This is a genomic window from Gemmatimonas aurantiaca (assembly GCF_037190085.1).
Lineage (GTDB): Bacteria > Gemmatimonadota > Gemmatimonadetes > Gemmatimonadales > Gemmatimonadaceae > Gemmatimonas > Gemmatimonas aurantiaca_A.
Genome location: NZ_JBBCJO010000012.1, coordinates 43,702 through 57,841 on the forward strand (window position 1 = coordinate 43,702; position 14,140 = coordinate 57,841).

At 65.8% G+C, this 14,140-nt stretch carries 12 protein-coding genes; 2 read left to right on the plus strand and 10 right to left on the minus strand.

The genetic code is table 11. The features are described from left to right. The first annotated feature begins 202 nt into the window (after window positions 1–202). Complete coding sequence (locus tag WG208_RS14880) at window positions 203–997, plus strand: M23 family metallopeptidase (protein ID WP_337172169.1); 795 nt, start codon at window positions 203–205, stop codon at window positions 995–997. Between the two features lie 46 nt (window positions 998–1,043). Continuing rightward, window positions 1,044–1,859, plus strand: coding sequence for a TonB-dependent receptor (locus WG208_RS14885; protein WP_337172170.1), 816 nt, complete (start codon window positions 1,044–1,046; stop codon window positions 1,857–1,859). A gap of 71 nt (window positions 1,860–1,930) precedes the next feature. Here WG208_RS14885 and WG208_RS14890 read toward each other — a convergent pair whose 3' ends face one another. The 10 genes from WG208_RS14890 to WG208_RS14935 form a co-directional block, all read right to left on the minus strand. Next, complete coding sequence (locus WG208_RS14890; RefSeq protein ID WP_337172171.1) at window positions 1,931–3,262, minus strand: hypothetical protein; 1,332 nt, start codon at window positions 3,260–3,262, stop codon at window positions 1,931–1,933. Then, window positions 3,259–4,065: a cytochrome c gene (locus WG208_RS14895; protein ID WP_337172172.1), complete on the minus strand. Its 807-nt coding sequence runs from the start codon at window positions 4,063–4,065 to the stop codon at window positions 3,259–3,261. Before WG208_RS14895 ends, WG208_RS14890 begins: the two co-directional genes overlap by 4 nt. 10 nt (window positions 4,066–4,075) lie before the next feature. After that, complete coding sequence (locus WG208_RS14900; RefSeq protein ID WP_337172173.1) at window positions 4,076–4,576, minus strand: DUF3341 domain-containing protein; 501 nt, start codon at window positions 4,574–4,576, stop codon at window positions 4,076–4,078. Beyond that, window positions 4,576–6,036, minus strand: coding sequence for an NrfD/PsrC family molybdoenzyme membrane anchor subunit (gene nrfD, locus WG208_RS14905; protein ID WP_337172174.1), 1,461 nt, complete (start codon window positions 6,034–6,036; stop codon window positions 4,576–4,578). Before nrfD ends, WG208_RS14900 begins: the two co-directional genes overlap by 1 nt. A gap of 11 nt (window positions 6,037–6,047) precedes the next feature. Further along, entirely contained in the window at window positions 6,048–9,089 is a 3,042-nt protein-coding gene (locus tag WG208_RS14910; protein ID WP_337172175.1) for a molybdopterin-dependent oxidoreductase, read from the minus strand. 19 nt (window positions 9,090–9,108) lie between these two features. Further along, window positions 9,109–9,726, minus strand: a complete 618-nt coding sequence (locus tag WG208_RS14915) for a cytochrome c3 family protein (RefSeq protein ID WP_337172176.1) — start codon at window positions 9,724–9,726, stop codon at window positions 9,109–9,111. A 433-nt stretch (window positions 9,727–10,159) separates the two neighbouring features. Further along, the gene (locus WG208_RS14920) at window positions 10,160–11,014 is read right to left on the minus strand and encodes a hypothetical protein (protein WP_337172177.1); all 855 of its coding nucleotides are present in this window, start codon (window positions 11,012–11,014) and stop codon (window positions 10,160–10,162) included. Between the two features lie 5 nt (window positions 11,015–11,019). Further along, complete coding sequence (locus WG208_RS14925; RefSeq protein ID WP_337172178.1) at window positions 11,020–11,919, minus strand: amidohydrolase family protein; 900 nt, start codon at window positions 11,917–11,919, stop codon at window positions 11,020–11,022. Window positions 11,920–11,947: 28 nt separating this feature from the next. Continuing rightward, window positions 11,948–13,186, minus strand: a complete 1,239-nt coding sequence (locus WG208_RS14930; protein ID WP_337172179.1) for an aminotransferase class III-fold pyridoxal phosphate-dependent enzyme — start codon at window positions 13,184–13,186, stop codon at window positions 11,948–11,950. Continuing rightward, on the minus strand, window positions 13,183–14,046 hold the full coding sequence (locus tag WG208_RS14935) for an RNA methyltransferase (protein ID WP_337172180.1): 864 nt from the start codon (window positions 14,044–14,046) through the stop codon (window positions 13,183–13,185). Before WG208_RS14935 ends, WG208_RS14930 begins: the two co-directional genes overlap by 4 nt. Window positions 14,047–14,140 lie beyond the last annotated feature (94 nt).

A 14,140-nucleotide genomic window follows, 5' to 3' on the forward strand; every position in this document is an offset into this window, starting at 1 on the left:
ATTCCGCTGCGGCCAACCGCTGGCCTTCCGCAGCCGTCGAAATCGTCAACCCCCGAAATCGGTCACCCGGAGTTTGCCGATGCTTTCCCGCTATCGCGTATCGAGCGCAGTGGCCTTGTTGACACTTGTGGCGGGGGTTGCCGCATGGCCTGGCCGTGCGTTGGCACAACGTGCCGCCCGAAGCGCCTCGCCCGCGGCACCAGTGGCCGGCACGATTGTCCGGATACCGCTTGGCGGTGCGACCGAAGGAGGTCGCATCTTCGGGGTCGAGGCCTCCGGCATCGCGGGCTGCAATGGCGTGACCGCCGCATCGCTGGGAGGAGAGCCTTTGCATCTGGCCGGCAGTGGCGCGGACCTTCATGCGTTTGCCGGTATTCCCATCGATTCCTCGCGGGGCATCACCCTGCGCCTGCAGTGCGTCGGTGGAGGGACGACGAGCCTTCGTATTCCCACCGCGGCGGGGAGTTATCGCATGGAGCGCCTGCAGGTGGCACCGCGGTTCTCGGCACCTCCCGATTCCGCATTGAGTGCCCGACTTGCCCGTGAATCGGCGCGGGCCGCGCAGGTATCCCGCGCAGCCCACGACACGCCACCACTGTTCGAGCAACCCTTCGCTCGACCACGCCCGTCACGCATCACCAGTCCGTTTGGTGGTGGTCGCATGTTCAATGGAACGGTCACGAGTCGGCACATGGGTACCGATTTCGCGGGCGCGGTCGGCACCCCCGTCGCCGCGTCGAATCGCGGAGTGGTGCGCATCGTCGATGCGTTCTATCTGGGCGGCAATGTCATTTACATCGATCATGGCGCGGGGATCGTCACGGCCTATCTGCATCTCAGCAAACAGCTGGTGGCCGTTGGAGACACGGTGCAACGCGGCCAGACGATTGGCCAGGTCGGAGCAAGCGGTCGCGTGACCGGACCGCACCTCCACTTCATTGCGCGATACGGTCAGATCACCGTCGATCCGGCAAGCCTGTTTTCGCTGGTCGAATGACCGGCCTCGGGCCGGTATATTTTCTTCCCATTCCATTCTCCCGACCATGGTCCATTTTCCGCGCTCGTCGTTCGCCCCGACAATAGCGGCGACCGTCATCCTGCTCGCATCCGCATCCGATGCGGCAGCGCAGGCCGTACTCACCGGTCGCGTGATCGCCGCATCCGACGGACGTCCCATCTCCGACGTGGAGATCGGGATCGCGGTGTTGAAGCGTACGACCACCACCGATTCCACGGGTGCATTCACCTTGGTGGACATCACACCGGGTCGCTATCTCATCACCGCACGGAAGCTCGGCTATCGTCCATTCAGCACGATGGCGTCCATCGTCTCGGCGACGGGCGTGGACTACGAGTATGTCCTCGAGGCGGCGCCGACCGAACTGGCCAAGGTGAAGGTGGAGGCCACCCCGATCGAGGCACGATTCGCCGGATTCGAAGAACGGCGGGCCAGGAAGATCGGACGGTATCTGACGGCGGAGGATTTTGCCCAGGCCGACGGACGACAGGTTGGCGACATCGTGGCGGCCATTCCTGGCGTGAGCATCGTGCGGGGCCGGGGCAACGAAGCCTGGTACGCCAGCCGGCGCGGGGCGGAGACACTCCTCCTCAGTCGCAAAATACGCCTGGAGGAAGTAAACCGCGGTGCCGATCCCGGGAACGCCGCGTGTTACGCCACCGTGGTCTTGAACGGCCAGGTCGTTTTCAACGGCGATGAGAGACAGCCGCTCTTCAATCTCAACACCATCAATCCGCGGGATATCCGGGGGGTGGAGGTGTACACCGGTACCGCCACGGTGCCGCAGGAATGGCTGACGGGACATGGGGGATGCGGGGTGATCGCGATCTGGACGAAATAATCACGGGATATGAAAAACGGGCGGGGCGATCACATCGATCGCCCCGCCCGTTCGTCTTTCACCGGCCAGCCTTATTCGTGCGCCGGCAGCGGTTCCATGGTCTTCGGGTTCACCGGGACCTGGACTTCATCCTTGAACGGCGTGGTCATCATGAACACGCGCATCACGGGGAAGGCATCCATGAACGCGAAGTAGCTGAACGCCCAGAGGCCGATGAAGCCGACCGTCTGACCGATCTCCAGCAGTCCGAACGGCAGGCTCGTCGCCTCACCGTAGATGCTCGGATAGATCTCGATGTAGCGATGCAGATAGATGCCGATCATGCTGCACACCGCGAAGAGCACGAACGTCGGCAGGTACAGCTTGGCGGCCTTGGAGATGAGTCCGAAGAACGGCAGCACGAAACCGAAGATCGGGATCAGCGTGGTCATCGTCTTCCACACGCCCGACAGGCGCAGACGATAGAAGTGCGTCTCTTCCGGCAGGTTGCCGTACCAGATCACCAGGTACTGGCTGAAGCTGATGTAGCCGATGAACGCGGTGAACGCGAACCCGAGCTTGCCGAGGTCCCAGAAGTGGTCCATGGTGACCAGATCCGGGGCATCGAGATGCTTGCGCCACCACATCGACAGCAGTGCGGTGAGCATGATCATGTTCACCCACGCGCCCATGAAGAAGATCCACGCGTACATCGTCTGCTGGAAGTGGAGCGAGATGGACATGGAATAATCCCACGCCATGAAGCACCACCCGATGGGGAACGCGATGCACACGGCCACCGCGAGCTTGCCCTGCAGCGAGTGCTGGGAGTGCAGCTCCCGACGTTCGTCGCCGGTCCATGCGGCCCGCATCTTCGCGCGGAGTCCGGCCGCCCACTTGGCGCCGTATTCCGGCATCACCGCCACGTCCATCTTCACCGAGTGCCAGACGAACAGCAGCTGCAGCACGGTCATCAGACCGAAGAAGAAGATGCCGCGGATCAGGAAGAACGTGGGATTCAGATAGGTGGCCTTCTCCACGGTGGGCACCGCCTCGCGGCCGGCCCATGTGAAGATGTGGTCACCACTGAACAGCAGGATCGCGAGCAGGATGACGAACGCGACCGGCACGAACGCCACGAACCCTTCGGCAAACCGGATGACGGGCCGCGACCAGCGCGCCGTCACGATGCGCTGAATGGCCGCGAACGCGACACCGGCCGTGGACACCGACGCGAAGTACAACCAGTTGAAGTGCAGCGCCTGCCAGGCCCGGTCGGGGTTGGTGAACAGGCCGAAGGCAAACACGGCCACACCGACCAGCGCGGCGACCAGACTGAGAGTCTTGAGACTCGCCGGCACCGGCTTCGCGACCAGGCGCTTGGCGAACTCCTGGCGTTGCGGATAGTGATAGTGCTGGCTCACTCGTGCTTCTCCTTGCCTTCACCGGCAGCGGCCTTCTCGTCGTGCGATCCGTGCAGCTTGCGCATGGTGTCGAACTCGTTGTTGCCCTTGAACGTGCCCGAATTGAGGTTCGGCGAACCGGGCGTGGGGGTCTGCGTCGGGCGAACGAACGGCACGGGACGCGTGGGCGCCGTGGCCGAAGCGCGCGGCACCGTGGTGCCGTTCTGACCCGGGTATCCGATGAGCGTGGTATCCGCCTTGACCGATCCCTTGCCCTGGAGCGCCCGGATGTAGTTCACCACATCCCAGCGATCCTGGTCTTCGATACGGTTGTAGCTGGGCATCAGGCCGCGCCCGTTGCGGATCATGCCGTACAGGTAGCCGTCGGAGCGTCCGAGCGCCTGCGGTGTGAGCAGGCTGGGGCTGAAGCCGTAGGCGGCGTTGACCTTCTTGAGGCCTCCGTTGCCATCGCCGGCCATGCCGTGGCACACGGCGCAGTTGATCTGGTAGTGCTTCCGGCCGTTCTCCACCGAGGCTTCGGTGGCGAGGTGCGGATTCGGGATGGGATTGAACGAATCGATCACCACCGGCAGACGCTCGTAGCTGATCTGCCAGGCGGCCGCCGTCATCCCCTGCACCGGCACCGACCCTTGCGGGTTGCCCCGCGGCGGGGTGGTGGTGTCCGACGCGAGCTGCGACACCGGCTCCCAGGGTTCGATGCTGGGCTGCGTCTTGAAATCGGTGAACCAGTTGCAGGCGCCGAACGCCACCGGCAGCACCACCGCGGAAGACAGGCGCAGGACGCGTGTCACGGCAGAAGACATGAGGAAAGGTTCAGGCTTCACGCCGCACCTCCGCCGCGCCGTGCTGACGCATCAGGGCTTCGGCCTGATCGGCCTTGCTGGCGTCACACGCGACATGGATGCCGAAGTAGCCGCCCGAGAAACGGGCGTCGTATCCGGTGGTGGTGGTCAGGCGCGGGATGCGCGAGTTGATGAACATGCCGGCCACCGTGGACAGGGCGCCGACGAGCACCATCACCTCGAAACCGATGATGGTGTAGGGAATCCACGACGCGATCGCCTTGCCGCCCGTGACGAGCGGCCAGTAGTTCGACGACCAGATCGCGATCCAGTAGCCGAAGCTCACCCCCAGCAAACCACCCACCAGCGTGAAACGCCGGACGATGGAGACCGGGGCATCGATTGCATGATCGAGCTCGTGCCGAATGGTCGGCGAATACACCGTGACATCCCCGAGGCGCTTCTTCTTGAGGTCCTCGATGGCCGCCACCGTGGTGTCGAGCTCATGGAACGCGCCAGTTACGCCGCGCATCACTCGTCCTCCCCGGGGGTTTCCGTGCCATACGGATGATGAAGACCGGCGGTATCGACACCGTGCTCGTGCGCGTATTTCGTGCGCGGCACCACGATTTCCTTGAGCTCGGCGATCGCCATCACGGGCAACTGCTTCACGAACAGCAGGAACCACATGAAGAACCAGCCGAACGAGCCCACCAGGAACGACATGTCGACCCAGCTCACCGTGTACCCGCCCCACTGCCACGGTTCGAACTCGTGGGAGAGCGACGGCACCACGATGACGAAGCGCTCGAACCACATGCCGAGGTTGATGAACAGCGACAGGATGAACAGCCACGTCGGATTGCGGCGGAGCTTCTGCGACCACAGCGACATCGGCATGGCCATGTTGCAGAGGAGCAGCGTCCAGGCCGCCCACCACCACTGACCGAACACGCGGTTCCAGAAGAACTCCTGCTCAAAGCGCACGCTGCTGTACCACGCGATGAAGAACTCGATCAGGTACGCCGAGCCCACCACCAGCGACGTGAAGAGCACGACCTTGGCCGTGGCATCGAGGTGGTTGAGCGTGATGTAGTGCTCGAGCTTGAACCACTTGCGCATCGGGATGGCGATCGTCCACACCATCGCGAAGCCGGAGAAGATGGCACCGGCGACGAAGTACGGCGGGAAGATCGACGCGTGCCAGCCCGGCGTGAGCGCCATGGCGAAGTCGAAGGAAACGACCGAGTGCACGGAGAGCACCAGCGGCGTCGAGAAGGCGGCGAGGAACAGATACGCCTTCGCGAAATGACGCCACTCGCGGTCACTGTTGCGCCAGCCCAGCGAGAGAATGCTGAGGATCCGCTTCCGCATCGGGTTGGTCTCCTTGTCGCGGAGTACCGCGATGTCGGGGATCAGACCGATGAAGAGAAACGTGGTCGAGATGGTGAGGTACGTCGAGATGGCGAAGACGTCCCACACCAGCGGCGACTTGAAGTTCGGCCACAACAGGCGCCAGTTCGGATACGGAATCAGCCAGAAGAACTTCCACGGCCGCCCGATGTGAATGATCGGGAACAGACCGGCCGTCATGACGGCGAACACCGTCATCGCTTCGGCCGCTCGATAGATCGAGGTGCGGAAGCCGGCGCGGAAGAGATACAGAATGGCGGAGATGAGCGTACCGGCGTGACCGATACCGACCCAGAAAACGAACGTGATGATGTAGTTACCCCACATCACCGGCGGTTCGTAGCCCGCCTGACCGAGGCCCCAGTAGATCTGGTAGATCCACGCCGAGGCGCCGATGAGCATGGCGAGCACGGCCACCGACAACCCCAGGAACCACTTCTTGGTGAATCCCAGGGTGCCGATGATATCGCGATCGACCTGCTCGTAATCCCGGACGGCCGGGAGCTGCACGTCGGCCGACGCGATGTTCGGCCCACGGATGCCCCCCCCCTCACGCACCGGATGTGCGACGGATGCCATGCGTGCGCTCCTCAGGCCGTCGCCGGTGCAGCCGGCGCCGGATAGTTGACCTTCTTGAGATAGACCACGGCCGTGTACGCGTTCAGTTCCTCGAACACGTGATAGGCGCGGCGATCGTAGGCGAGCTTCGAAACCGTCCAGTTCTCATCCGCGGCATCGCCGAAGATGATGGCCCGGGAGGCACACGCCTGCGCGCACGCCACCGTGAACTCGTCGGGCGCGAGATCGCGCTCCTCGGCCTTCGCGCGGTGCTCCGCTTCGCGGATACGCTGCACGCAGAAGGAGCACTTCTCCATGACGCCCTTGCCGCGCACGGTGACGTCGGGGTTGAGGCCCCAGTGCATCGGCTCCGGCCAGGCGTACTGGCGACGTTCCGGCTCGCCGTATCCGAACCAGTTGAAGTAGCGGACCTTGTACGGGCAGTTGTTGCTGCAGTAGCGCGTGCCCACGCAGCGGTTGTAGACCTGCACGTTGAGGCCGTCGGGCGAGTGATACGTGGCGTACACGGGGCACACCGGTTCGCACGGCGCGTTGCCGCAGTGCTGACACATCATCATCACGAAGCGCGTCTCGAAGTCGGGCGAGAACTCGTTTTCCGTGTTCTCGTTGCCTTCGTAGTAGCGTTCCACGCGGAGCCACGCCATTTCGCGGCCCTTGATGATGTTCGCACCCGGCCGCTCGTCCCACGTGAGCGGGCTGAGCGCGCGTCCCTGATACGGGGCACCCACCGTGGGGATGTTGTTCTCGCTGTAACAGGCCGTCACGCAGGCCGAGCAACCGGTGCAGCGCGCGAGGTCGATGGTCATCGCCCAGCGGCGGCTCTCCATCTTGCTCGAGTGATCGGCCGAGTACATCCCCTGATCCTTGGAGAGGGGATTGGCGTATTCACCCTGCGCGTCGGCGGCCACCGGCGCCTTGAGGCCGGTGCGGAAATCCTGCGACGGGAGACCGGGGATGGCGTGGTGCCCATGCTCGTCCTCGCTCTCCTGACCGAGCAGTGCCGCGAGGGTCATGGCCTGCGCGATCCCGCGTCCATGCTGGCGCGCGGAGCCTTCGGTGGTCACGAGCGGCGACGTGTCGGCGCCCACCGTGACCTTGCCCTTCACTTCGCCGATCGCGAGCCCGCCGGCGCTGTCCCAGCCATGCGACACGAGGTCGTAGGCGTTGACGCCGATGTTCTGCGCGAAGCGGCCGTACGCCGTGTGACCCTGACCGAGCGCGATGGCCACGGTATCGGCCCGCACACCCATGTAGATGTACGCCGGCGCGGTGACCTTGCCGGCCGCCGTCTCGACGGTGAGGTGCGATCCTTCCTTGATGCCGAGCTTCTTGGCGGTGGACGGATGCACTTCGATCCACGACTGCCAGGCGATCTTGGTGACGGGATCGGGCAGCTCCTGCAGCCAGGGCTTGTTGGCCCCGGCGCCATCGCCCAGCGTGGACGACGGATAGACCTGCACGAAGTACTCACCCGCGCCCGCGTTCACCGGCGATGCCGTGGTGCCCAGGGTGCGGGTGGTGGTGGCCACCAGCGGTGCCCCTGCGATGCTCGCCTTGGTGAGCGCGGTGGCAAACGCCGACGCCCCACCCGGGAACTTGCTGATGTACCAGCTGCGGAAGTTCGCCACGTTGTACTTCGCGGCCAGCGCCTGATCCTTCTTGGCGAGGTCGATGAGCACATCGGCCGTGGCGCGGGTGTCGAAGACCGAATCGAGCGTAGGCTGCTGCAGGCTGATCTGGCCGGTTTCCCCGACCGCATCGCCCCAGCTTTCGAGCCAGTGATTGTCGGGGAGCACGAGGTCGGCCATCTGCGCCGTTTCGTCGGGCATCGACGAGAACGACACCTTGAAGGCGACCTTGGCGAACGCCGCCGCGAAACCGGCCGACTTGGGCATGGTGTGCGCGGGGTTGGCGCCGCGCACGAAGGCGAGCGGCACCGCACCGGCGTCCATGTTCTTCACCGCCGCCGCCAGATCGGCGTACGAGGCGAGACCGGTGTACGCGCCGTGCGCCTTGGCGGGCTTGATCGTGTTGCCGACCGCGCCGCCCTTCTTGTTGATGTCCGCCACCATCACGCCGCATTCGACCGCGTCGTTGCCGCTGACACCACACAGCGCCATGATGCCGTTGCCGGCATCGGCCACCGCCTTCACCAGCGCTTCGATGGTGGCGACCGGCACGTTGGCCGCGTCCGCGGCCGCAGCGGCCGTGCCGGCGCCCGTGAGGGCCGCGCAGATGGCCATTTCGCTGCCCGGCTTCGCCGCGATCCACTGATCGGCGTTGAGGCCCGTCAGCGACCGGCGCGCGCCGATGTAGACGAGGCGCGGCGCGCTGTCGAGCTTCCCGCGGGCATCGGCCCAGTCGAGCTGCTGCGGCACGCTGTGGCCCCAGCTGTCGAGGAAGTCGGCCCCGAAGCTCACGACCAGTTTCGCCGCGCCAAAATCGAGCGCCGGCCACGCCGCACCGTACGCCTTCTGGTTGGCGGCGATCGTGGCGATGGGCGCCGTGCTGTCGACGCTCAGATGCGCCGGCATGCCCTGCTCCTTCAGCCACTGATCGAGGAAGCCCGGGAAGGTGCCCGTCTCGTGCTGGTTGATGAACACGACATTGCCGGCCTGCCCCTTCGACTTCACTTCACCGAGCTTCTGCGCCAGCAGTTCGTAGGCCTTGTCCCACGTGGTCGGCTTGAGGGCATTGCCCTCCCGCACCATGGGCGAGCGATACCGATCGGGATTGTACACCCCCTGAATCGCCGACAGACCGGTCGCGCAGATGGCGCCGCGGTTGAGCGGATGATCGGGATTGCCTTCCAGCTTGATCGGACGGCCATCGCGCACTTCAGCCAGGACACCGCACGCGGCTGCACATTCGCGGCAGCTCGTGGCGTAGTACTGCGACACGCCAGGGACGGTGTTGTCGGGCGACGTGACGTACGGGATCAGCTTGCCCACCTTTTCGGAGGAGCAGCCGACCACCGCCGTCGTGGCGCCGGTGGCGCCGAGGATCTTGAGGAACTCGCGGCGCTTGACGCCGGTCCCCGCTTCTGTGGTCATCGTTGTGGAGGGTCGATGATCAGTAGTGGCAGACGGCGCAATCGTAACGCGCCTTCTTCGCGGGCATCGCTTCCAGCTCCGGTGTCACCTGCTGTCCTGCCAGGCGAGCTCCTTCGGCCGGCTTGTAGCCCTGCACGTGACAGTTGATGCACCAGCCCATGTTGAGCGAGTTCACCTGCTGCACGGGTACGTAGTTGGTATCGGGTCCCTGCGCGCCCTGCCCCTGGATGTTGCCATGGCATGTCTGGCAGGTGACGCCGGCATTCACGTGACGGAAGTGCGGGAACTGCACGTAGTCCGGCACCTTGTGCACACGGTTCCAGGGAATCGGCTGATTCTTCTGCGCATACGCCGCGACCTTCTTGATCTCAGCCGACTGCGCCTTCACGAGCGTGTGACAGCCCATGCAGGTGGACACCGACGCGTTGCCCGGATCGGGCGACTTGTTGGCTGAACTGTGGCAATAGAGGCAGTTCATGCCTGCCTTCTGCACATGCGGCGCATGGACGAACTTGACGGGTTGTTCCACACGCAGCCCCTGCGACGACGACGCGCCGCTGTAAGCCGAGAGCAGCGTGGCCGCTGCGGCCAGCGCGAGGAACCCGGGAATCACCGTCCACTTCTTCTTGACCGTCATCGACTTGGGCCGGGAAGGCGTAGGTGGCGGAAGACACACGACAGGCACGACAACCGACCTCCCTCTGCCGCGGTGCAAAGGCGATGTCCGTGTCATGCGTGGAGACCACGGCGTCAGCCGTGTAAGTCGCTGTCAACTCGTTTCTTGCAAGCGCGAAGTATTACTGGCCCCGTATTTGTACGCAAGTGTAAAACGTATATCCCCGTCAGTAGATACCCGACTAAATCATACGGCTATTTTGCGCTCGTCGCTTGCTTGCAGACTCGATCTCTGCCCGCCTGTCGCGCTTCGCACCGATGTACCTGCTGGCGCGGTGGTGTTGGGATGGTTGTGGAACGCGCCGGAGGCGTCGTGAGCCGTGGTGAACGAAGAGGTCGGACGGGCCGGGGCATCGCGTTTGGCGTCGCGTTTGGCGTCGCGCCAGGCGCCGAGTTCAACGTTGCCGCGCGTTGGCGCTGATCAGTCGACCATCAGCCAGCCGCGAAGCCTGCGCCCGTAGGTCGTCGGGCAGCAGATCGACCAATGCCCGCGCCTGCTGGGTGAGCCGGAGCGGCCACCAGCTGCTCCAGACCAACCGTTCCGGCCCCAGGGTGCGTACCAGATGGGCGAAGTGGTCTTCCGGCGGTCCCCAGACCCAGTGCCAGTCGTACCACACCCGCTGCTGCTCGTCGGGGGTGAGTCCCCAGTGCACTTCTTCGATGAACTCGCGCCCCGCACCGGCCACGACCAGACGGCAGCGCGAACCCGACAGACGGGCCAGCGCCCGCACCGATGCGGCAGCCAGGTCTCCGGCCCCGTCCAGGGCGTGGCGCTGCCGCAGATCTTCGAACCGCACCGTCAGGTGCAGCACGACCCCCGCCTCCCCACAGGCGCGGGCCAGTTCGGCCAGCGCCGGATGCCCCACCCCCAGCCCCCACTGCGGTGGACAGACCCGCACGGCCGGTGCGCCTTCGTTCACGGCGGTGCGCAACGCCTCTTCCCACCGCGGCCAGTCGGGCCGCACGAGCGGCGCCGGGTGCAGCCACTGCCGATGCGGCGCCACTGCGGCATACAGTGCCTGATTGGCCGGCTCGGGATCGCGGAAGAACGTCCCCGGCAGATGTCCCACCCACGCGCCGCCGAAGCCTTCGCGCTCCAGCACCCGCACCAGGATGTCGGGCTCGGGGTGCGGGATGTCGCGGAAGGGGTAGCCGCCCACCCAGGCGCTGACATCGATCGGACGCCTCGGACGCGGTTGTGGCGGGTTGCCGGATGACGGATCGGGTGTGCGGGTCGCGGGCGAGTTCATGAGGCTCATGATGCCGGAATGCCCTCGTCGAGGACCGCATCGAACGCGCCGGGCGGGAAGATCCGCGCGGCGTTCCGCCAGCGCATGTCGGCGATCTCCTCGTCCGACGCCCCCGTGTACGCCAAAGCCCGCAGTTTGGTGAGGCCGGTGCAGAGCGTCAGATCGGCGGCCCACAACAGACGCCGCGCGCCGATCCAGCGCAGGGCGTGATCGATCATCCCCCGATCGATGCCGCTGCCCGAGAGATCCATGACGATGTTGGGAAGATCGCGAATGGCCGGCGGGGTGTGCGCCCAGTCGCCGCCGCCGCCGATGTGGGCGAGGAGAAACGTGACGGCAGGATGTCGTGCCGCGAGTCGTGCGAGTTCGATGCCATCCGACGCGTCCTGGTTGGGCCAGTCGCGGCGGCGATGCTGCCACACGTGATGCAGCACCGGCACCCGCGCCTCGGCGGCCCGTTGCGCGATGTCGTCGAGCAGCACGTCATCGGCCCGACGGCCGGCGGCGAGCTTGATGCCGATGGCTCCGCGGGCGAGTCCACGTTCGATCTCGTGCAGCGCATGCGTCGTGAAGTTGGGATTCACGGCCACATAGGCCTTCACGCGCGCGCCTTCCGACGCGGCGAACGTCAGCATCCAGTCGTTGGCGCGGGTCTGATCGTCGGGCGAAGCGAAGTACGTGGGCGAGGTGTACCCCCACGAACCCAGCACCGAGGCCACGTGACACCGCACCCCGATGCGTGCGCCAGCCTCGAGACGCGACTGATTATAGCGCATCCAGTCGCCGCGATTGGTGTACGGCGTGTGGAAGTGTGCGTGCGGGTCGATGAGCGGCTCCGGTCCACCCAACGGTGCGCCGGCCACAGTGTCGGTTGCAGACGACACGTTCATGACGGACTGACTCATGGCAAGCTCATGGCAGACTCAGACAGGCTCATGATCGACGGGGACCGGGGAGCAACTCCTGCATCACCTCGGGAAGCACACGCGCGACGTCTTCGCAGGCGCTGTCGTCATGCGCCATCGCGCCGAACTGATACGCGCCGCGCTTGAGCAACACACCACCGCGCGCCGCGGCAGCCACCAGCGCGTCGATCCGTTCAGGCACATCGGACACCAGCCGCCACATCATGGGTGGACCGGCCACCTGCACCCCCACCCACGGCGCTTCCTCGAGAGCACGGCCCACGATCTCCTGCAGCAGGCCACCGGCACTGGCCATGCGTTCACAGATGTCGAGTCGCTCGTGCCATTCGAGCACCGCGCTGGCCGCGGCCAGTCCCGTGGCTTCGGTGGCCGCGGTGGAGGAAATCCAGGTGCGCGTGGCCTCTTCCATCACACCGGCGCGGCCCACCACGGCGGCCAGTGGATAGCCATTCGCGAGCGCCTTGCCGAGGGCGGTGAGATCGGGCACGACATCGTGCAGCGATTGCACGCCGCCGGTACGCACACGAAATGCCGTCTTCACTTCGTCGAAGATGAGCAGGGCACCGGTGGCATCGGCGGCGTCACGTGCCGCCTGCAACCACTCACGCGACGCGATCTCGTGCACGAGCGGTTCGATGATGATCGCGGCCGGCGTCTCGGCCGCTCCGTCGTACACCGCCGCGCGCAATGCGTCACGGTCGTTGAACGGAATCCAGGTGACGGCCCGGCGGACGTCGGGGGACACACCCGCCGCGTCACTCGACCAATCGAGCCAGCCGAAATACCCGCACGCCACCACCCGCTGACGCCCCGTGACCGTGCGGGCAATGCGCACCGCGGCCGCCGTCGCCTCGGCGCCCGTGCGCAGAAACCGCACCTGCTCCGCGCAGGGGATCACTTCGATGAGCCGTTCGGCCACCTCCACCTCGAGCCGGTGCGGCAACGACGACACATTGCCCTGCGCCGCGGCCTCCTGCACCGCCTGCGTGATGGCAGGGTCGGCATACCCGATCCCGACGGCGCCGAGCGCCATGCCAAGATCGATGAACCGCCGTCCGTCGGTGCTCCAGAGCGTGCAGCCGTGTGCACTCTCGAAATGCGTGGGCAGCGCGGCATCGAAGGCCCGCGAGCCGTAGAGAGCCTCGGGGCGTTTGCTGCCCGTGGAGCATCCCCCGGGAATGACATCCGCGGCGCGCGAGCGCCATCCGTCGTCGGGATCCTCCCCGAAGGCAATGGTGCGGGTCATGCGCCCTGCCCGCTCTCCACCGTCGTGTCGGCCTGCGAATGGGCTTGCTCCGCGTGCGCTCGTTGCGTGTGCGCGTGTTGGGTATGCCCCTGCTCCGCCAGCGCGCGCTGGACGGCGAGGCGGCTTTCGCGCTCGATGGTGCGCAGCACTTCGATGCTGGCGGTGCGAATGAGCAGCAGTTCACGCGCATCGGGACTGGCCCGGAACACCAGCGAGCGGAACGTACGCATGACGAGTTCCTCGTTGCGTGTGCCGAAGTAGGCGATGGCGTCGAGGGCGTTGCGCATGTCGGCGAACGTCTGCTCCATCGCCTCCTTGCCGGGCGCGCCGGCGGCATGCCGGGGCGGCGGCAGCTTTTTCGTGGCGTCGCCGGCCAGCATGTGCAGTTCGTAGAGGCCCAGCAGACACGCCTGCGCCACGTTCAGCGAAAAGTGCTCGGTGGTGGGAATGGTGCAGATGGCGTGCGACCGGTCGAGCGCCTCGTTGGGGAGCCCATGATCCTCGCGCCCGAACATGATGGCCACACGTCCTACCTGCGCATGCTCGAGCAGGTCCACCGCCGCACTGCGTGGCGTGTGACGCGCCCAGCGTGCGGCCTGCCGACGCCCGGAGAATCCCACCACGTACACGCAGTCGGCCAGCGCCTCGTCGATGGTCTCGAAGTGCCGGATACGTTCGACGATATCGCGCGTATCGTGCGCGACTTGCTCCACGCGCGTGGGGTCGTAGGGCCGGGGGCGGATGAGACGCAGATCGCGGACGCCCATGTTCTTCATGGCCCGCACCACGCCGCCGATGTTGATCGAATCCTGGGATTCGTAGAGCACCACCGTCACGGCGTTGAGAATCGAATCGGTCATGCGCCCAAGATAGCGCCTTCCGTCATCGACGCGTCGTCCGTCCGGGCCCAGGGACGGCACGTGACGGGGAGTGGCTCGGGAAGTGGCTGCGGGG